This window comes from Streptomyces sp. NPDC048483 (genome assembly GCF_040651455.1).
Lineage (GTDB): Bacteria > Actinomycetota > Actinomycetes > Streptomycetales > Streptomycetaceae > Streptomyces.
In genome coordinates, this window is record NZ_JBEZJZ010000055.1 from 19,619 (window position 1) to 39,516 (window position 19,898).

The window sequence follows — 19,898 nt, forward strand, 5'->3', positions numbered from 1 at the left end:
GTTCTGTATGGACCGCCGGTGGACCTCCACAGCGTTCTGTAGGGACAGCCGGTGGACTTCCGCACGGACCGCAACACACTCTTCACGGACCGCGGAAGAGCTTCCGGAAATGCCCCGGCACCGGGGCGGACCACCGCCCCGGTGCCGGAATTCAGCCGAGGGTTCAGGCGGCCGCAGCGTCCGCGGCCTGCGCCTTCAGTGCCCGCTCGACCCCCGCCCGGGACTCCGTCACCAGGCGCCGCAGGGCCGCGCTCGGCCCGGCCGAGGCCAGCCAGGCGTCCGTGGCGTCCAGGGTCTCCTGGGAGATCTGCAGCGCCGGGTAGAGGCCGACCGCGATCTGCTGGGCCATCTCATGGCTGCGCGCGTCCCACACGCTCTTGACCGCGTCGAAGTACTTCGCGGCGTACGGCGCCAGCAGCTCCCGCTGATCCGTCTGGACGAAGCCGCCGATGACGGCCTCCTGCACGGCGTTGGGAAGCCCCGCTTCTGCGTCAGACGCAGTGGACTCCACCACCGAGGCCCAGGCCTCGGCCTTGGCCTCCGCCGTCGGCCGCGCCGCGCGCGCCGTCGCCGCGTGCCGCTCGCCCGCCGAGGTCTTGTCCCGCTCCAGCTCCGCCGCGACGGCCTTCTCGTCCGCGCGCCCGGTGGCCGCCAGCCGCTCCAGCAGCGACCACCGCAGCTCGGTGTCCACCGCCAGTCCCTCGACCGTCTCCGTACCGTCCAACAGGCCCTGCAGCAGGTCGAGTTGGTCGCCCGTACGGGCCGAGGCGGCGAAGGCGCGGGCCCACGCCAGCTGGTGGTCGCTGCCCGGCTCGGCCGCCCGCAGGTGCTCCAGCGCCGCCTCGGTCCAGGTGGCCAGGCCGCTCTCGCGCCGGTCGGGAGCCGCGTACAGGTCCAGCGCCAGCTTCACCTGACGGTGCAGCGACTGGACGACGCCGATGTCGGACTCCTTGCCGATGCCCGACAGGACCAGGGAGAGGTAGTCGCGGGTGGCCAGTTCGGCATCCCGGGTCATGTCCCACGCCGACGCCCACGACAGCGCCCGAGGCAGCGACTCGGTGAAGTCGCCCAGGTGCTCGGTGACGGCCTTCAGCGACTCCTCGTCCAGCCGGACCTTCGCATACGACAGGTCGTCGTCGTTGAGGAGGACGACGGCGGGCCGCTGCGCGCCCACCAGCTGCGGTACGGCGGTCAGTTCGCCGTCCACGTCCAGCTCGATCCGCTGCGTCCGGACCAGCTTGCCGTCCTGCAGCTCGTACGCGCCGATCGCGATCCGGTGCGGCCGCAGTACGGGCTCGCCCGTCGCACCCGCCGGCAGCGCCGGAGCCTCCTGCCGGACCGCGAAGGAGGTGATGGCGCCGCTCGCATCGACCTCGATCTCGGGCCGCAGGATGTTGATCCCCGCCGTCTCCAGCCACTTCTTCGACCAGGTCTTCAGGTCACGGCCGGAGGTCTCCTCCAGCGCACCCAGCAGATCGCTCAGCCGGGTGTTCCCGTACGCATGCGCCTTGAAGTAGGCCTGCACGCCCTTGAAGAACTCGTCCATGCCGACGTATGCGACGAGCTGCTTGAGAACGGACGCGCCCTTGGCGTAGGTGATGCCGTCGAAGTTCACGAGAACGTCATCGAGGTCGCGAATTTCAGCCATGATCGGGTGGGTGGACGGCAGCTGGTCCTGCCGGTACGCCCAGGTCTTCATGGAGTTGGCGAACGTCGTCCACGAGTGCGGCCACTTCGAGCCCGGCGCGTAGGCCTGGCAGGCGATCGAGGTGTACGTGGCGAACGACTCGTTCAGCCACAGGTCGTTCCACCACTCCATGGTGACCAGGTCGCCGAACCACATGTGCGCCAGCTCGTGCAGGATCGTCTCGGCGCGCACCTCGTAGGCCGCGTCCGTCACCTTCGACCGGAACACGTACTGGTCGCGGATGGTCACCGCGCCCGCGTTCTCCATCGCGCCCGCGTTGAACTCCGGCACGAAGAGCTGGTCGTACTTCGCGAACGGGTAGGGGTAGTCGAACTTCTCCTGGAACCACGCGAAGCCCTGCCGGGTGACCTCGAAGATCGCCTCCGCGTCCAGGTGCGCGGCCAGCGACGGCCGGCAGTAGATGCCCAGCGGCACCGACCGCCCGTCCTCCTCGTACGCGCTGTGCACGCTGTGGTACGGGCCGACGATCAGCGCGGTGATGTACGTCGAGATCCGCGGCGTCGGCTCGAAGCGCCATACGGTGCCGTCGGCGCCGCCCGGCTCCGGCGTCGGCGAGTTGGAGATCACCGTCCAGCCGGCGGGCGCCGTGACGGTGAACTGGAACGTCGCCTTCAGGTCCGGCTGCTCGAAGGAGGCGAAGACCCGGCGCGCGTCCGGCACCTCGAACTGTGTGTAGAGGTAGGCCTGCTGGTCCACCGGGTCGACGAAACGGTGCAGCCCCTCACCGGTGTTGGTGTAGGCGCAGTCCGCCACGACCGTCAGCTCGTTGCGGCCGGCCCGCAGCCCCGCCAGCGCGATCCGCGAATCCTTGAACACCTCGGCCGCGTCCAGCGCCTCGCCGTTGAGCACGACCTCGTGCACGGCCGGCGCGACCAGATCGATGAACGTCTCCGCGCCGGCCTCGGCCGCGTCGAACCGCACCGTCGTCGCGGACCGGTAGGTCCCTCCCTCCTGCGCACCGGAGAGGTCGAGATCGATCTCGTACGCGTCCACGCTCAGCAGCCGCGCCCGCTGCTGTGCCTCGTCGCGGGTCAGATTCGTGCCAGGCACCCGGCCATCTCCTTCGCATTCGTCATCGCATCGGACTCTTCGGCCATCCTTCCACGGCGCGGGTCACCTGATCATGGGCAGCCGACGATCGGCAGCCGCGCCCGGATCCCGACGCGATGTCCGGATCCCGACGCGATGTCCGGATCCCGCCAGCGCCGGCCGGGCCGAAGCCTCAGGCTGGACGCATGATCAAGCACAGCACCCGCTACACCCCTCGGCCGATCCCGCCGGCCGCCCTCGAAGAACTCCAGCTCGTCGATGACGCCGGCCGTCCGCTGGCGGCCTTCACCGCCCGTGCGGACGGCGTCCCCGTGGACTGCGTCGGCAGTCCGCTGCGCTGCTGTCTGCGGAGCATCGAGCCCGGCGAGCGGGTCGCGCTGGTCTCGTACGCCCCGCTGCGGCGCTGGGCGGCGGCCACCGGGGCCGACCCCGGGGCGTACGAGGAGCTGGGGCCGGTGTTCCTGCACGCCGAGGAGTGCGCCGGGCCGGACACCGCCGCGAGCGGGTATCCGTTCACCGCGGCGGGCGCGCTGCGCACGGTCCGCAGCTACAACGCCAAGGGGCAGATCGCCGACGGGCGGTTCTTCGAGATCCCGCAGGCGGCGGAGAGCGCCTTCGACGCCGTCTTCGACGAGGCCTTCGCCGACCCGGAGGTTGCGCTGGTGCACGTACGGGCCGTGGAGTACGGGTGCTTCCAGTTCGAGGTGCGCCGCCCCTGAGGCGGGCCCGGTGGTGGCCGGAAACGGCGGGTGCCCGTACGGAGACCACTCCGTACGGGCACCCGAAAGCGGACGGCACTCAGCCGCGCAGCTCCGCCGCGACCAGCTCCGCGATCTGGACGGCGTTCAGCGCCGCGCCCTTGCGGAGGTTGTCGTTGGAGACGAACAGCGACAGGCCGTTCTCGGCGGTCTCGTCCGCGCGGATGCGGCCCACGAAGGATGCGTCCTGGCCCGCCGCCTCGAGCGGGGTGGGCACGTCGGAGAGGGTGACGCCGGGGGCGCCGGCCAGCAGCTCCTGGGCGCGGGCGGGGCTCAGCGGACGCGCGAAGCGGGCGTTGACCTGGAGGGAGTGGCCGGTGAAGACGGGGACCCGCACGCAGGTGCCGGACACCTTCAGGTCCGGGATCTCCAGGATCTTGCGGCTCTCGTTGCGGAGCTTCTGCTCCTCGTCGGTCTCGTTCAGACCGTCGTCGACGAGGGAGCCGGCCATCGGCAGCACATTGAAGGCGATCGGCGCGACATAGGTCTCGGGCTTGGGGAACTCCACCGCGGCGCCGTCGTGCACCAGCTTGCCGGCGTCCTGCTCGATGACCTTACGGGCCTGCCCCTCCAGCTCCGCCACACCGGCCAGCCCGCTGCCGGACACCGCCTGGTAGGTGGCGACGACCAGCGAGACCAGACCGGCCTCGTCGTGCAGCGGACGCAGCACCGGCATCGCGGCCATCGTCGTGCAGTTCGGGTTGGCGATGATGCCCTTGGGGCGGTCCGTGATCGCCTGCGGGTTCACCTCGGAGACGACGAGGGGGACCTCGGGGTCACGGCGCCAGGCCGAGGAGTTGTCGATCACGACGGGGCCGGCGTTGGCGACCTTCTCCGCCAGCGCCTTGGAGGTGGCGCCACCGGCCGAGAAGAGCACGATGTCCAGCGCCGAGTAGTCGGCGGTGGCCGCGTCCTCGACCGTGATCTCGGTGTCCTGCCAGGGCAGCGTACGTCCGGCGGACCGGGCCGAAGCGAACAGTCGCAGCTGCTCGACCGGGAAGTTGCGTTCGGCGAGAATGCCCCGCATCACGCCGCCGACCTGTCCGGTGGCTCCGACGATTCCGATCCTCATGGGACTCCTTCTTTCCGAACCTGATGGAGGTGTCTGCTGGGAACACCTGCTCAGTAGTGCTCCCATCATGTGTGTGACCCCCGTCGCCTTGTCCAATCCGTTTCATTTCGTGGAGCACTGTCGGCGGGATCAAGCGGGGCATTGGGGGTATACACGACGAATGTGGGCAGTGGGGTTTCTCTGGGTGATTCCCGCGTGATTCCCGTGTGACTCAAGAATGCGGCACCGGCGGCGGAATCAGGGCGTCCAGGGCGCGGTCGAGTGCACACAGCAGCGCCTCCCGGTCGTCCGGCGCGTAGAGCAGCCGTAGTGCCAGCCCGTCGGACAGGGCGATCACCGCGTCGGCGAGGGCCAGGCGGTCGGCGGCCGGGTCCGCGCCGCGGCCGATTCCGGCCGACGCCAGCCAGGCGCCGAGGGCCTCGCGGACCTCCTGGTCGACCCGCCGGCGGATGGCGCCGAGCTCTGTGTGGTGGGCCGCGCGGAGGGCGAAGGCCAGCTGGGCCGCGGCCTCGGCCCGTCGCTCCGCGTCCACCGGGAGGGTCGCTAGGACGAGCGCGCGCAGCGCCTCGCGCGGCGGGCGAGCGGTGTCCACGGCGGCCATCCGCTCCTCGAAGCGCTCGCCCGCCAGCTCGGCGGCGAAGGACAGCATTTCGTCCTTGGTGCGGAAGTACTTCTGGACGGCCCCCGGGGAGCGTCCGCTGGCCGCGGCGACGGTGCGCACGCTGACCTCGTCCAGGCCCTGCTCGGACGCCAGGCGCAGCACGGCGGCGCCGATCTGCCGGCGCTGCTCTGCGCGGTCCACGGTCCTGGGCACGGTGCGCCGCTCCTCCTTCTCGCCGTCCGGCTGTGTCCGGCCACTGCTTCAGGCTGTGAGGATACGCTCGTATCTTTTTTAGGATACGGTCGTATTCTCAACGTTGCCGAGTGTGCCGAAGGGGGCCACCGATGACCGAACGGCGCGATGCCGGCGCGCGGGACCTGCGGGAGTGGATCGAGGAATGGCGCTACTGGCTCGGCGGAGCCGTGATCCTCTCCGCGATCTGGGGCGTGAACTGCTTCCGCAAGGGTGAGGTGACGCGCTTCTGGCCGCTGCTGCCGCTGGGGGTCTGGGCGGCCGTGCTGGTCGCCTTCGCGGTGTGGCCGCGGGGCCGCGAGGACGACAAGGCGTAGGGGCGGGGCCGGGGGCCCTACCCCGTCAGATGAACAGCCGGTGACCGTCGTCCGCCCCCGGGAACAGAGGACGATGACCGGCCGATTGCGCCGTGATCCCTGTCCGGTGATGGGCAAACGGCGTTGCGGTGCCGTTCACTCGCAGGTCATCCCCGATGCCAACGATCCAAGGTGACAGGGCAGTTGTGCTGCCCGGCCGCCTTCGCGCTCGCACTCGGGGAGTCCGCGCATGTCCCGTATACGGTCCGCCGCCGCTCTCGACCGTCGTACCTTCCTCACCGCCACCGGTGCCGTCGGTGCCGCCACCGGGCTCGGGTTCACCCTCGGCCTCGGTGGCGACCGGCCCGCCGCGGCCGCCACCGTCACTCCGGGGCCGGCCCCCGCCGCGCCCGTCCCGGTGAACGCCCCCGCCGTCCCCCGCGTCCCGTACACCAAGGGCACCACCCTTGCCGGCGTCGCCACCCCGCGCGGCGCCACCGGCTACCGCCGGCTCGCCGACGGTCCCGCCTGGGACCGGGTCGTCCGCGCCGAGCTGGCCGCCGCCCACGGCGGGCGCGACCGGCGCCGTACCGCGCTGGCGTCCTTCGTCCAGTTCACCGACCTCCACCTGGTCGATGTGCAGAGCCCGCTGCGCTACGAGTACCTGCGGGCCGAGACCGCGAGCGCCTGGCGGCCGCAGGAGGCGCTCTCCGTCGCGGGGGTCATCTCGCTGATCGAGCGGGTCAACGCGCTGCCGGGCGGGCCGGCCACCGGCGCCCCGCTGTCGTTCGTGATGACCACCGGGGACAACACGGACAACAACTCCAAGCTGGAGCTGGACTGGTTCCTGACGGCGATGAGCGGCGGCCGGATCACCCCGAACTCCGGGAACCCGCGGCGCTACGAGGGCGTTCAGGACAGCGGGCTGACGCTGTACTGGCAGCCGGACAGCGCCCTGCGCGACGCCGACAAGAAGCTGGGGTTCCCGCAGCTGGACGGGTTCCTCGACGCCGCGATCCGTACCGTCCACAGCCCGGGGCTGCGGCTGCCCTGGTACTCCACCGTCGGCAACCACGACTCGCTGCCCGGCGGCTGCTACGCGCCCGGCGACCCCTTCTTCGCCGACATGGCCACCGGCGGCCGCAAGCTGGAGACGCTGCCCGCCGCCGAGGCCGCGAAGGTCTGGAAGGCCGTCAAGAACGGCCTCGACCCCAAGGGTGAGGATTTCAAGCGGCTGCTGAAGGCGCATGCGAAGCAGGCCCGCCCGGTCACCCCCGACGAGCGGCGCGCCCCCTTTACCCGCGCCGAGTACCTCAAGGCCCATCTCGACCCGGCCCGCACCGGCCCCGGCCCGCACGGCCACGGCTACACCGCCGCCCATCTGGCCGAGGACCGGCTCTACTACACCTTCCCGGTCTCCGACGACGTCCTCGGCATCAGCCTGGACACCACCGACCCCGGCGGGCACTACACCGGATCGATCGGGGACGGCCAACTCCGCTGGCTCAAGCGGGTGCTGAAGGACGAGGAGAAGGCCGCGGGCCGCCATGTGCTGGTCTTCAGCCATCACACCAGCAAGACCATGAACAACACCCGCCCCGACCCGGCCCGGCCGGACGAGAAGCGGCACGGCGGTGCGGAGCTGGTGGAGCTGCTGGCCGCCCACCCCGGCGTCGTCGGCTGGATCAACGGCCACAGCCACAAGAACGACATCACCCCGCACGGCAGCTTCTGGGAGGTCTCCACCGCCTCGCACATCGACTTCCCGCAGCTGGCGCGGGTGATCGAGCTGGTGGACAACCACGACGGCACCCTGTCGCTGTTCACGACCCTGGTCGAGTCGGCGGCCCCGCACCGTACGGACTTCAGCGACCTCTCCCAGACCGGCCTGGCGGCCCTCTACCGGGAGCTGTCCTGCAATGCGCCCCAGGCCCGTACGGACCTGGCGGGCACGTCCCGGGACCGGAACGTCGAGCTGCTGCTGAAGCGCTTCTAGCACCGTACGGCGTGGTGGACCGAGGCAGGAGCCGTTGTGGGTTGCGGTGGGAGGTTGGCCGGGAAGCCGGGGTGTTCGGGCCCGCTAACGGGGCAGAACCACCACATACGCGCTCGGCTCCCGGTCGGTGGACGCCATCAGGGCCGTACGGACCACCGTGGCCTGCTGGCCGGGGGCATCGCGCAGGGCGCGCGGCAGGCAGCGGACGACCGTGATGCCCAGCCGCTCCAGGTGCTCACGCTTGTGGTCGTAGGGGTGGCCGGGGTCCTCCTCGTGGCGCGGGGCCCTGGTGTCGATCTCCACCGCCACCGAGTGCTCCGGCCAGTACGCGTCCACGCCGCCCAGGTGCGGCCCGCCCGGCAGCCGCAGATCGACGTTCCAGAGGGGGTCGGGCAGGCCGTGGTGGTGCACCATGGCGTACAGCCGCTGCTCGGCCAGCGCCCGGCCCTCGGCCATCAGGGTGTCCACCGCGTCCACCACATGCGGCCGGGTCAGCAGGCGGGCCCGGCCGAGCTCCTGTACCAGCGCGGCCGCTTCGCAGTGCCCGCCGCGTACCGCCTCGGTCAGCAGCCGGCGCACCGACGACGCGTCACAGAGCCCGGCGACCGCGTCCGCGAGCGCGCGCGGGACGGGCGCGGTGGGCACCCCGGTGATCTCCTGGGGCACCGGCAGCTCGTGGGACCGGATGATCCCCGCGAAGCCGGACGGGCGCAGCCGCCGGGTGCGGGCGACCAGGACGTCGATGCGGTCGAGGGCGAGCAGCGGGGGAGCGGTGGTGAAGCCGTGCAGGGCGAGCGCCGCCAGGCCGGTGATCATCGCCGCCGGCGCGCCGGGCTGCCCGCCGCCCTGGCGGGGGACGGTCGGCCCCCGGTGGAGGGCGTACAGCAGCACCGCATGCAGCCGCTCCTCGCTGGTGGGCGGCCCCGGGTGCAGCAGATACACACCGGGCAGGACCGGCTGCCAGGGGCCGCCGGGCCGGCACCGTTCGGTGATCTCCGCGGGCAGCACACCGTGCTCGCGCAGCTGACGAGTGGTCAACACCCGGTACTGGATGCCGGAGAGCTGGCGGAGGGGGAGCGGGGAGAGCGGGGTGTCGTGGTTCATGACCCGGCCATTCCCGCGCCCGCGCCACCCGCTAACCGCTGTTACACGCCCGTACCCAAAGGCGGACAACGCCGCCCTAAAGTACGGGCGTTCGACTGCCGAGAAAGGCTGGTCGGGACGGGGGTTACGGCTTGACGGCGGCCGCCTCGTCACAAGCCTGTGCGCGCAGCGCCCGGGCAAGATCGTCCCGCTCCTCCGCGACCATCCGGCGCAGCGCGGGCGCCGCCTCGGCATGCTCCGCCAGCCACGAGTCCGCCGCGCCCAGCGTGGCCCGGTCCACCAGCCAGGCCGGGAACAGCCCGCGCACCACCGACATCGCGATCTCGATCGACCGCTCCTGCCACACCCGCTCGATCACCGCGAAGTAGCGCGGCGCATACGGCGCCAGCAGCTCGCGCTGACCGAGCTGGACGAAACCGCTGATCGTGGCCTCCACCAGCGCGTTCGACAGCACATCGGACGCCACGACATCGGTCCACGCCTGCGCCTTGACGTCGGCGGACGGCCGGGCGGCCAGGCAGCGGACCTCGTGGCGCTTGCCCGAGGCGGTGTCGTCGCGGGCCAGTTCGGCGGCGATGACGGCCTCGTCCGCGGCGCCGTGCGAGGCCAGCGGCTCCAGGAACGCCCAGCGCAGCTCCTGGTCCACCTCCAGTCCGTCGATCTTCGCGCTGCCGTCCAGCAGGCCGCGCAGCAGCTGCAGATCGGCCTCGCTGGAGGCGATCGTGGCGAAGTGCCGCGCCCAGGCGAGCTGGTGCCCGCTGCCCGGCTCGGCCAGCCGCAGCTCACGCAGCGCGCCTTCGGCCAGGTCGCGGGCGGCGGTCTCGCGGCGGCCGGGCGCGGAGTAGTGCTCGAGGGCCGTACGGGCCTGGGTGTGCAGCGACTGGAGTACGCCGATGTCGGTCTCCCGGCCGGCGAAGCGCAGCACCAGGTCCAGATAGTCGCGGGCCGGCATCAGCCCGTCGCGGGTCAGGCCCCACAGCGCGGCCCAGCACAGCGCCCGCGCCAGGGGGTCGGCGAGGTCGCCGAGGCGGGCCCGCAAGGCGGCCAGCGAGTCCGCGTCGAAGCGGATCTTGCAGTACGTCAGATCGTCGTCGTTGACCAGGATCAGCTCGGGCCGCTCGGCACCCGCCAGCTCCTCGACGACCGTACGGGGCCCGGAGACATCCACCTCCGCGCGGGCGTGGCGCACCAGCGCGCCGTCCTCGTCCCGCCGCCGGTACAGGCCCACCGCGACCCGGTGCGGCCGCAGTTCGGGATGCGAAGGGGCCGCCTCCTGGAAGATGCTCAGCTCGGTGATCCGGTCCTGCGCGTCATAGGTCGCCTGCGGAGTGAGGGAGTTGACGCCCGCCGTCTCCAGCCAGGCCCGCGACCAGGCGGCCATGTCCCGCCCCGAGGTCTCCTCCAGGACCGACAGCAGATCCGCGAGCCGGGTGTTCCCGTACGCATGCCGCTGGAAATACCGCCGCGCGCCCTCGAGAAAGGCATCCTGCCCGGCGTAGGCCACCAGCTGTTTGAGTACCGAGGCGCCCTTGGCATACGTAATGCCGTCGAAATTCAGCTTGGCGTCCTCCAGGTCACGGATATCGGCGGTGACCGGATGGGTGGACGGCAGCTGATCGGCGCGGTAGGCCCAGGACTTACGGCGATTGGCGAAGGTGATCCAGCCGTCCGTGAACCGCGTCGCCCCCACCAGCGCGAACGCCCCCATGAAGTCCGCGAACGACTCCTTGAGCCACAGGTCGTCCCACCACTGCATGGTCACCAGGTCGCCGAACCACATATGCGCCATCTCGTGCAGGATGACATTGGCCCGGCCCTCGTACGACGCCTCGGTCACCTTCCCGCGGAAAATGAACTCCTCGCGGAAGGTCACACACCCGGGGTTCTCCATGGCACCCAGGTTGTATTCCGGCACAAAGGCCTGGTCGTACTTCCCGAAGGGGTACGGATAGTCGAAGTGGTCGTGGAAGAAGTCCAGGCCCTGCTTGGTGACGGTGAAGATGTCGTCCGCGTCGAAATGCCGCGCCAGTCCCTTGCGGCACAGCGCGCCCAGCGGGATCTCCAGCGTGCTGCCGTCCTCGAAGGTGCGGCGGTAGCTGTCGGAGACGTAGTGGTACGGGCCGGCGACCACGGCCGTGATGTACGTCGAGATCGGCCGCGTCGTCGCGAACCGGTGCCTGCCTCCCGCCCGTCGCCCACCACCACCCTTCAGTGGAAGCGCTTCGCGCGCCCCTTCGACTTCCCCCTCCTCCGCGCCGTTGCTGAGCACGACCCACCCCTCCGGAGCGGTCACCTCAAAGCTGAACGGGGCCTTCAGGTCCGGCTGTTCGAAATTCGCGAAGACCCGGCGCGCGTCGGCCGGCTCGTACTGCGTATAGAGGTAGACCTCGCCGTCCTCGGGGTCGATGAACCGGTGCAGGCCCTCGCCGGTGCGGCTGTAGGCGCACTGCGCATCGACGACCAGGGTGTTCTCGGCGGCGAGATCGTCGAGCGCGATCCGGGTGCCGTCGAAGACCGCGGCCGGGTCCAGCTCGCGGCCGTTGAGGGTGACGGAGGTGACGGACGGAGCGAGCAGATCGGCGAAGGTCGCCGCGCCCGGCTCGGCGCAGCGGAACCGGACGGTGGTCCGGGAGCGGAAGGTGGCGGCGGCCTCGCCGCGCTGCACCGCTGAGCGGACATCCAGCGCCACGTCGTACCCGTCAACGCTCAGCAGCCGGCCCCGCGTCCGGGCCTCGTCCCGGGACAGATTCTCACCTGGCACGACGTGACTCCCTTGTCCTTGTCTCGAATATCGAACACTGGGAATCATGGCACGGTGTCCTGTTGTTGAAGCGTGCGAACCGTGACCGGAACATCACCGCACCGTCCGCAAGAGGAGACCCTGTGTCCGAGACCGCGAAGACCCCCGCCGACTTCTGGTTCGACCCGCTGTGCCCCTGGGCCTGGATGACCTCCCGCTGGATGCTGGAGGTGGAAAAGGTGCGCCCGGTCGAGGTGCGCTGGCATGTGATGAGCCTGGCGGTGCTCAATGAGGACAAGCTCGACCAGCTGCCCGAGGAATACGCCGAGAACATGCGCCCCGGCGGCAAGGCCTGGGGCCCGGTCCGCGTGGTGATCGCCGCGCAGCAGCTCCACGGCGACGAGGTCGTCGGCAAGCTCTACACCGCGCTCGGCACCCGCTTCCACAACGCGGGCGAGGGGGTGAGCCGCGAGTCCATCGCGGCCGCCCTCGAGGACGCCGGCCTGCCCGCCGACCTGATCGAGTACGCCGACAAGGACACCTACGACAAGGAGCTGCGCGCCTCCCACAAGGCCGGCATCGACCTCGTCGGCCAGGAGGTCGGCACCCCGGTCATCGCCGTCCCCGGCTCCGACGGCGACCAGATCGCCTTCTTCGGCCCGGTCGTCACCCCGGCCCCCAAGGGCGAAGAAGCGGCCAAGCTCTGGGACGGCACGCTGATGGTGGCGTCCATTCCGGGCTTCTACGAGATCAAGCGGACGCGTACGCAGGGCCCCATTTTTGACTGATACCGGTCGCGGCGATGTCCGGTAGCTGGAATGGGAGCGCCCCCGTACGTATTCGACGTACGGGGGCGCTCCGTCATTCCGCCCGCCAGGTGAAGGGTGAGAAGACGATCACGAGGCAGGACGACCGGTACCGCTACCGCCTCACGGCGCCAGCAGCAAGGTGTTCGCGCGCTCCTTGGCGGCCGCGTACCGCTTGGCCACGTCCTGCCAGTTGACGACCTGCCACATCGCCTCGATGAAGTCCACCTTCTGGTTCTTGTACTGCAGGTAGAAGGCGTGCTCCCAGGCGTCGAAGACCAGGATCGGCACCGAGCCCTGGCCGACATTCCCCTGGTGGTCGTAGATCTGCTCCACGATCAGCCGCCCGCTGACCGGCTCGTGGGCGAGCACTCCCCAGCCGGACCCCTGGGTGGTGGCCGAGGCCTTGGTCAGCTGGGCCTTGAACCCGGCGTACGACCCGAAGCTCTCCGCGATGGCGTCGGCCAGCTCGCCCACGCCGTCCTTCTCGTGCGGCTCGCCGCCGCCGTCGCCGGTCATGTTGTGCCAGTAGATGCTGTGCAGGATGTGCCCGGAGAGGTGGAACGCGAGGTTCTTCTCGAGGCCGTTGATGGCGCCCCAGGACTCCTTGTCGCGCGCCTCGGCCAGCTGCTCCAGCGTGTCGTTGGCGCCCTTCACATAGGCCGCGTGGTGCTTGTCGTGGTGCAGCTCGATGATTTCGGGGCTGATGACCGGGGCCAGCGCCGCGTAGTCGTAGGGGAGTTCCGGAAGTGTGTAGGTCGCCATGCCGATCCCGCCTCCAAGCTGCGTACATGCAGTAGTTGCAAACAATGTGCAAGAGCACGCTATCAGCAGGAATGATCACCGGCCGGGCAAGGGCACCGGCCTGGTCCCAAAGACGGAGGCGGGGCGGGACCTCGGAAGGAGGTCCCGCCCCGCCTGAAAGGGGGTGTCCGGTGGCGCGTTACTCCGCGCGCCGGGCGGCCGTTCGCTGCCGCACCAGCCCGACCGCGGCCAGCACCACTCCGAAGCCGCCGGTGAACAGCAGCTGGATGCGCTGGTTCTCGTCCCGCAGCATCAGCAGCAGGACGGCGACGATGCCCACCAGCGCCACGATCGTCAGGACCGGGAAGGCCCACATCTTCACGACGAGCTTCTCCGGCGCCTCGCGCTCCAGCCGGCGCCGCATCCGCAGCTGGGAGACCGAGATGAAGGCCCACACCACCAGGACGGCCGCGCCGACCATGTTCAGCAGCCACTGGAAGAGCGTGTCGGGCCACAGGAAGCTGAAGAGGACCGCGAGGAAGCCGAAGGCGGAGCACAGCAGCACGGCGCGGCGCGGTACGCCGCTGCTGACCTTGCCGAGGAAGGCCGGGCCCTGGCCGCGGGAGATGAGGGAGTACGCCATCCGCGACGCGCCGTAGAGGTTGGCGTTCACCGCGGAGAGCAGCGCGACCAGGATGACGACGTTCATGATCTGGCCGGCCGCCGGGATCTGGAGGTAGTCCAGGACGGCGACGTAGGGACCGCTCTTGGCGATCGAGGGGGCGCTCCAGGGAATGACGGTGACGATGATGGCCATCGAGCCGACGTAGAAGAGGGCGATCCGCCACATCGCGGTGCGCACCGCGCTCGCCACCCCGCGCACCGGGTCCTTGGACTCGGCTGCCGCGATGGTCACCGTCTCCAGCCCGCCGTACGCGAACACCGAGGCGAGCAGGCCGACCATCAGGCCGTCCGTGCCATGAGGCAGGAACCCGCCGTCACCGGTCAGATGCGTGGCGCCCGGCGCCTCGGTTCCCGGCAGGACGCCGAAGATGGCGAGCACGCCCAGGATCAGGAAGAGGGCGATCGCGGCGACCTTCAGCGCGGCGAACCAGAACTCGAACTCGCCGAAGTTGCTGACCGCCGCCAGGTTCGTGGCGGTGAAGACCACCATGAACAGCAGTACCCACATCCAGGGCTCGGTGGCCGGGAACCAGTGGTGCATGATGTCCGCGGCGCCCAGCGCCTCGGCGGCCACCGCGACACACAGCAGCGCGGAGAACATCCAGCCCACCGTGAAGCCGGCCCACGGGCCTATGGAGCGCTCGGCGTGCACGGAGAAGGAGCCGGAGGCCGGGTTGGCCGCGGCCATCTCGCCGAGCATCCGCATGATCAGCATGACCAGCGCCCCGGAGACCGCATAGGCCAGCACGACCGAGGGGCCCGCGGCGGCGATGCTCTCGCGGGAGCCGACGAACAGGCCGGCGCCGATCACGCCGCCGAGGGCGATCATCGAAAGATGGCGCTGCTTGAGGCCGTTGGACAGCGAGGGGCCGCCGTCCTGGCCGGCGCCCTGGACCGCATCGGTCTGCTTGCGCAGTGGCGTGGCGGACGAGGGTGTCCGATTCATGTCGTACCTGTCCCAGTATGTGAGAGCGAAGCGGGGCGATACTGCCTTCTCCCGGGGCCGCCGACGGCTCAACTCCAGGGGTCCTGCGGTGAAGCGCGCTCAGTTTGAGCGCCGGTGTCCGCTCAGGGCAACAGTTGTGCAGTGAATGTTCGCTATTCAGACGAGATCGTGACCACCCGTGGTCGTTTCATCGTCAGTTGCCACCTGTTGTGACGCGCGCCTCAGCCCTCCGGGCCGGCCGGGGCGTATCCGTCAGCCCTGCGCGCGGCGCGGGCCCTGCGCCCTGCGCGTCCGCAGTTCCCGAACGCCCGCCACGGCCAGCACCGCCGCCGTCGCCCCGGCCGACCACAGCAGCTGCGGACGCGCCGTGTCGTCGGTCAGCATCAGCACCAGCACACCGCCCATCGCCAGCAGCGCCACCCACGTCAGCCACGGGAACGCCCACATACGCAGCGTCAGTTTCTCGGGCGCCTCGCGTTCGATACGCGGACGCAGCCGCAGCTGGGAGACGGCGATCAGGCCCCACACGAACAGCAGCACCGCACCCACGGCATTGAGCATGTAGAGGAAGACCGAATCCGGCCACTTCAGATTCAGCACCACGGAGACGAAACCGAAGGCAACCGACGCCAGTACGGCCCGCCGCGGCACCCCTCCCCCCGACACCTTCAACAGCGCACGCGGCGCCTCGCCCCGCTCCGCAAGCGAGAACACCATGCGCGACGCCCCGTAGAGATTGGCGTTCAGCGCCGAGAGCAGCGCCACGAAGACCACGATGTTCATGATCTGCCCGGCGCCCGGCACACCGATGGAGTCCAGCACCGCGACGTACGGACTCTTGCCCGGCCGCATCGACGACCACGGCAGCAGCGTCACGATGACCAGCATCGAGCCCACGTAGAAGAAGAGGATCCGCCAGACCGCACTGCGCACCGCCCGGCCGACCGCGCGCGCCGGATCGTCCGACTCGGCGGCCGCGATGGTGACGACCTCCAGCCCGCCGAACGCGAACACCACGGCCAGCACACCGGAGACGACGCCGGCCCAGCCGTGCGGAAGGAAGCCGCCCTGCCCGGTGAGGTTCGCCATGCCGACCGGATCCGTGTCCGGCAGCACCCCGAACACCGCCAGCAGACTCAGCGCCAGAAACAGCACGATCGCCGTGACCTTCAGCGTCGCGAACCAGAACTCGAACTCACCGAAGTTCTTCACCGCCGCCAGATTGGCCGCGGTGAACACGATCATGAAGATCAGCACCCAGGCCCACTGAGGAACGCCGGGCACCCACCCGTTGGCGATCTGCGCCGCACCGGTGGCCTCCACCGCGAGCACCACCACCAGCAGGAACCAGTACAGCCACCCCACACTGAAGCCCGCCCAGCGCCCCAGCGCCCGCTCCGCGTGCACCGAGAACGCGCCCGAGGCCGGCATCGCCGCCGACATCTCCCCGAGCATCCGCATGATCAGCATCGCCAGCGCACCGGCGATCAGATACGACAGCACGATCCCGGGTCCGGCCACCGCGATGCCCGCGCCGGAGCCGACGAACAGCCCCGCGCCGATCACCCCGCCCAGGCCCAGCATGGTCAGATGGCGCTGCTTGAGACCGCCGTTCAGCGGCTCCTGTTCGCCGGCCCCCGCACCGAGTGGGGCGGTCCCGGCGGGGGTCGTTGCGTCGTGCATGGGCTCGTACCTTCGTAAGGGGTGTGACGAAAGGCGGCGGCGAAGAGGCGTGCCGAAGGGCTGCTCCGGCGGCGCACAGCAACGCGTGGCATTGGTGGAACCCCACAGGTCGGTGCGGGGCGAGGCCAGTTTCCCCGGCCGCCGCGCGCTACCACAAAACCGGCGTCCTGCCGCGGCCACCGCCGTGATGAGCATCACGTGACCTGCGCGGACGCCCGCCGCTCCAACAGGTCTGGCGATCCGGGCGGTTGGGCAGAACTCTCCAAGCGGGGCCGGTACGGCTTTGTCGCCGCCACACGATGATCTCCACCGGTCCCCTCGGCTAACGTCAACGCGTCCCGACCTGTCCCACACCCCTTCACCTCGCGGAGCCACGATGAGCACTGCAGCCTTCCCCCGATCCGATGGGGGCACCCCCTGCTCGAGCGGAGCCGAGCGCTTGGGGGAGGTCCTCGCCGACCTGCTGCCCGCCACCACCACCGCCTCCCGCGCCCGCGTCCGCGACGCCGCGCTGGTCGTCGGCGGCGCGGCGCTCACCGGCATCGCGGCGCAGATCGCCGTCCCGGTCCCCGGCTCCCCGGTCCCGGTCACCGGCCAGACCTTCGCCGCGCTCCTGGTCGGCGCCTCGCTCGGCGCGGGCCGCGGCCTGCTGTCCCTCGCGCTGTACGCCCTGGTGGGCATGGCGGGCGTGCCGTGGTTCGCGGGCGGCACCTCGGGCGCGGGCGGCGCCACCTTCGGCTACATCCTGGGCATGCTGCTCGCCGCCACCGTCGTGGGCTCCCTGGCCCGCCGCGGCGGCGACCGCGGAGTCCTGCGTACGGCCGCCACCATGGCCGCCGGCACGGCCCTGATCTACGGCATCGGCGTCCCCTACCTCGCCCTGAGCACCGGCATGTCCTTCGGCCAGGCCGTGGCCGTCGGCCTCGTCCCGTTCCTGATCGGCGACGCACTCAAGGCCGCACTGGCGATGGGCGCCCTCCCGGCCGCCTGGAAGCTCGCCGGCCGCCGCTGACCGGCACCGCCCACGCAAACGGGCCCCGCACTCACCACAGGGTGAGGCGGGGCCCGACCGCTTTTTTCTCCCGCTTTCCTACCGCTTCGCGGCACCCTCGGCCGCGTCCCGCGGCCGCCGCCGGTCCAGCACCAGCCCGACGGCCAGCACCACCACGGCCGCGACGACCGACAGCACCATCTGCTCCCGCCCGTCGGGGTCGTAGAACATATAGCCGATGACGAACACGATCAGTGCGATCGTCGCGTACGTCAGCCACGGGTACAGCCACATCCGTACCGTCAGCCGCTCCGGCGCCTCCCGCTCGATGATCCGCCGCATCCGCAGCTGCGAGAAGCAGATGACCAGCCACACAAACAGGGCAACGGCGCCCGACGAATTCAGCAGGAACTGGAAAATGGTGTCCTTCGACGTGTAGCTGAAGATCGTCGCAAGGAACCCGAAGGCCACCGAAGCGTAGATGGCCACCGCGGGGACACCGCCCCGGTTGACCGTCGCGAACGACTTCGGCGCGTCCCCCCGCTCACCGAGCGAGAACGCCATCCGCGAGGCCGTGTAGAGACCGGAGTTCAGACACGACAGCACCGCGGTCAGCACCACCACATCCATCACGGTGCCCGCATACGGAATGTCCAGCGACTTCAGCACCGCCACATACGGGCTCTTGGCCACCGCCGGATCGTTCCACGGCAGCAGCGTCACAATCACCCCGATCGACCCGATGTAGAACAGCGCGATCCGCCAGATCACGCTGTTGACGGCCTTCCGTACGGCCTGCACCGGATTGGGTGACTCGCTCGCCGCCAGCGTCACGATCTCGCTGCCCATGAACGAGAAGACGACCAGCAGCATGCCGGACAGAATCGCGCCGGGACCATGCGGCAGGAACCCGCCGTGCCCCGTCAGATTCGCGGTGCCCACCGCATGATCACCGGGCGGCAGCCCGAATATGGCCAGCGCGCCGACCGCGATGAAGACCACGATCGCCACGACCTTGATCCCGGCGAACCAGAACTCGAACTCACCGAACGAGCCGACCGAGACAAGATTGGTCCCGGTCAGCACGATCATCACCAGCAGGGCCCAGGCCCACTGCGGAACGGCCGGGACCCAGCCGGTCAGAATCGCGGCCGCCGCGGTCGCTTCGACCGCCAGCACCACCGACCAGAAGAACCAGTACAGCCAGCCGATCGTGAAGCCCGCCCAGTGCCCCAGCGCCCGGTCGGCATAGGCGGAGAACGACCCGGACGTCGGGGAGGCGGCGGCCATTTCCCCGAGCATCCGCATCACCAGCACCACCAGCAGCCCGGTCAGCGCGTACGAAAGCAAAATGCCGGGCCCCGCGGCCGAGATCCCGGCTCCGGAGCCGACGAACAGCCCCGCGCCGATGACCCCGCCAATGGCGATCATCGACAGATGACGATTCTTCAGTCCTGCCTGCAGCCCGTCCTGCGACTGCCCCCCGGTGGGTCCGCTGCCGGGGTTCCCGGCGACGGGGGCCACTTTGGTGGCGGGGGTGCCCCCTGCTCCGTCGGAGCGTGGGGGAAGGTGCGCGCCCATGTGTGCACCGTCCTTGTGTGGTTCACGGATTGGAACCCCCGCATTAGAACGTCGATCACCCATCGATTGGAAGGCCTGGCGTCGGATCGTTGCGTGAAACACCGGACGATTGCCCGGCACGCATGCGTACGGAAGGTGAGGACGCGCTCCCGTACGGGGACCCGCGGGACCACCCGGCAGCGCCTGCCCCCGCGGGCCCGTGTCACACTCATCGCATGCGCGTGTACCTCGGTTCCGACCATGCCGGCTTCGAACTCAAGAACCACCTCGTCGAGTGGCTCAAGGCCCATGGCCACGACCCTGTCGACTGCGGCCCCCACATCTACGACGCCCAGGACGACTACCCCCCGTTCTGCCTTCGCGCCGCCGAGCGGACCGCGGCCGACCCGGACAGCCTCGGCATCGTGATCGGCGGCTCCGGCAACGGCGAGCAGATCGCCGCCAACAAGGTCAAGGGCGTCCGTGCCGCACTGGCCTGGAGCGAGGAAACCGCCAAGCTCGGCCGCGAGCACAACAACGCCAACGTCATCTCGGTCGGCGGCCGCATGCACACCCGGGACGAGGCGACGAGCTTCATCGACGTCTTCCTCAACACCCCGTACTCCGGTGAGGAACGCCACACCCGCCGCATCGACATGCTCTCCGCCTACGAGACCACCGGCGAGCTCCCCGAGATTCCGGCGCATCACCCGCAGCAGTAGAACAACGCCCGCCCCCCCCCAACTCACCACCCACCCACGGGAGGCGCCGGGCCGCAGCGGCGAAGCCGCGGAGCCCGGCGCCGCAGCCGAACAGCACCGCGCAGCGGAAACCAAAAAAGCCACGGCGCCGCACCCGGCACCGTACGGCCTGGGCCAAGCGCAGCGGATCGGCACCCGGCAACGTA

Annotated in this window: 15 protein-coding genes; 6 read left to right on the forward strand and 9 right to left on the reverse strand. The window is 70.5% G+C overall.

The genetic code is table 11. The annotated features are described in order from the left end of the window. Positions 1-163: 163 nt before the first annotated feature. Positions 164-2,758 carry an aminopeptidase N gene (pepN, locus tag AB0D04_RS25185; RefSeq protein WP_362707334.1) on the reverse strand — a complete coding sequence of 865 codons (2,595 nt, stop codon included), beginning with the start codon at positions 2,756-2,758 and terminating at the stop codon, positions 164-166. Positions 2,759-2,943: 185 nt separating this feature from the next. Here pepN (AB0D04_RS25185) and AB0D04_RS25190 point away from each other — a divergent pair, with 185 nt between their 5' ends. Beyond that, the gene (locus tag AB0D04_RS25190) at positions 2,944-3,477 is read left to right on the forward strand and encodes a DUF1203 domain-containing protein (RefSeq protein WP_362707337.1); all 534 of its coding nucleotides are present in this window, start codon (positions 2,944-2,946) and stop codon (positions 3,475-3,477) included. A gap of 79 nt (positions 3,478-3,556) precedes the next feature. On the opposite strand, the gene AB0D04_RS25195 is transcribed toward AB0D04_RS25190, so the two are convergent. After that, on the reverse strand, positions 3,557-4,588 hold the full coding sequence (locus AB0D04_RS25195; protein WP_362707340.1) for an aspartate-semialdehyde dehydrogenase: 1,032 nt from the start codon (positions 4,586-4,588) through the stop codon (positions 3,557-3,559). A 211-nt stretch (positions 4,589-4,799) separates the two neighbouring features. Beyond that, complete coding sequence (locus AB0D04_RS25200; RefSeq protein ID WP_362707342.1) at positions 4,800-5,402, reverse strand: TetR/AcrR family transcriptional regulator; 603 nt, start codon at positions 5,400-5,402, stop codon at positions 4,800-4,802. 131 nt (positions 5,403-5,533) lie between these two features. Between AB0D04_RS25200 and AB0D04_RS25205 the strand changes: the two genes are divergently transcribed. Both AB0D04_RS25205 and AB0D04_RS25210 read left to right on the forward strand, forming a co-directional pair. Beyond that, positions 5,534-5,758 carry a hypothetical protein gene (locus AB0D04_RS25205; protein WP_362707344.1) on the forward strand — a complete coding sequence of 75 codons (225 nt, stop codon included), beginning with the start codon at positions 5,534-5,536 and terminating at the stop codon, positions 5,756-5,758. Between the two features lie 229 nt (positions 5,759-5,987). Then, positions 5,988-7,733 (forward strand): TIGR03767 family metallophosphoesterase, encoded by a 1,746-nt coding sequence (locus AB0D04_RS25210; RefSeq protein WP_362707346.1) that lies wholly within the window; start codon positions 5,988-5,990, stop codon positions 7,731-7,733. 84 nt (positions 7,734-7,817) lie between these two features. On the opposite strand, the gene AB0D04_RS25215 is transcribed toward AB0D04_RS25210, so the two are convergent. Together AB0D04_RS25215 and pepN (AB0D04_RS25220) are read right to left on the reverse strand one after the other, a co-directional pair. Continuing rightward, positions 7,818-8,837 (reverse strand): hypothetical protein, encoded by a 1,020-nt coding sequence (locus AB0D04_RS25215; RefSeq protein WP_362707348.1) that lies wholly within the window; start codon positions 8,835-8,837, stop codon positions 7,818-7,820. Between the two features lie 124 nt (positions 8,838-8,961). Continuing rightward, positions 8,962-11,598, reverse strand: coding sequence for an aminopeptidase N (pepN, locus tag AB0D04_RS25220; RefSeq protein ID WP_362707351.1), 2,637 nt, complete (start codon positions 11,596-11,598; stop codon positions 8,962-8,964). A gap of 122 nt (positions 11,599-11,720) precedes the next feature. On the opposite strand from pepN (AB0D04_RS25220), the gene AB0D04_RS25225 reads away from it, so the two are divergent. Beyond that, entirely contained in the window at positions 11,721-12,365 is a 645-nt protein-coding gene (locus AB0D04_RS25225; protein ID WP_362707354.1) for a DsbA family protein, read from the forward strand. A gap of 141 nt (positions 12,366-12,506) precedes the next feature. Here the strand turns inward: AB0D04_RS25225 and AB0D04_RS25230 are convergent, their stop codons facing one another. The 3 genes from AB0D04_RS25230 to AB0D04_RS25240 all read right to left on the reverse strand — a co-directional run bounded on the left by AB0D04_RS25230 (position 12,507) and on the right by AB0D04_RS25240 (position 16,440). Next, positions 12,507-13,148, reverse strand: coding sequence for a superoxide dismutase (locus AB0D04_RS25230; protein WP_362707357.1), 642 nt, complete (start codon positions 13,146-13,148; stop codon positions 12,507-12,509). Positions 13,149-13,326: 178 nt separating this feature from the next. Then, positions 13,327-14,757: an amino acid permease gene (locus tag AB0D04_RS25235; RefSeq protein ID WP_362707360.1), complete on the reverse strand. Its 1,431-nt coding sequence runs from the start codon at positions 14,755-14,757 to the stop codon at positions 13,327-13,329. 252 nt (positions 14,758-15,009) lie between these two features. After that, positions 15,010-16,440 (reverse strand): amino acid permease, encoded by a 1,431-nt coding sequence (locus AB0D04_RS25240; protein WP_362707363.1) that lies wholly within the window; start codon positions 16,438-16,440, stop codon positions 15,010-15,012. Positions 16,441-16,816: 376 nt separating this feature from the next. On the opposite strand from AB0D04_RS25240, the gene AB0D04_RS25245 reads away from it, so the two are divergent. Then, entirely contained in the window at positions 16,817-17,452 is a 636-nt protein-coding gene (locus AB0D04_RS25245; protein WP_362707365.1) for a biotin transporter BioY, read from the forward strand. Between the two features lie 78 nt (positions 17,453-17,530). Here the strand turns inward: AB0D04_RS25245 and AB0D04_RS25250 are convergent, their stop codons facing one another. Next, positions 17,531-19,012: an amino acid permease gene (locus tag AB0D04_RS25250; protein ID WP_362707368.1), complete on the reverse strand. Its 1,482-nt coding sequence runs from the start codon at positions 19,010-19,012 to the stop codon at positions 17,531-17,533. 215 nt (positions 19,013-19,227) lie between these two features. Here AB0D04_RS25250 and AB0D04_RS25255 point away from each other — a divergent pair, with 215 nt between their 5' ends. Next, complete coding sequence (locus tag AB0D04_RS25255; protein WP_362707370.1) at positions 19,228-19,713, forward strand: ribose-5-phosphate isomerase; 486 nt, start codon at positions 19,228-19,230, stop codon at positions 19,711-19,713. Positions 19,714-19,898 lie beyond the last annotated feature (185 nt).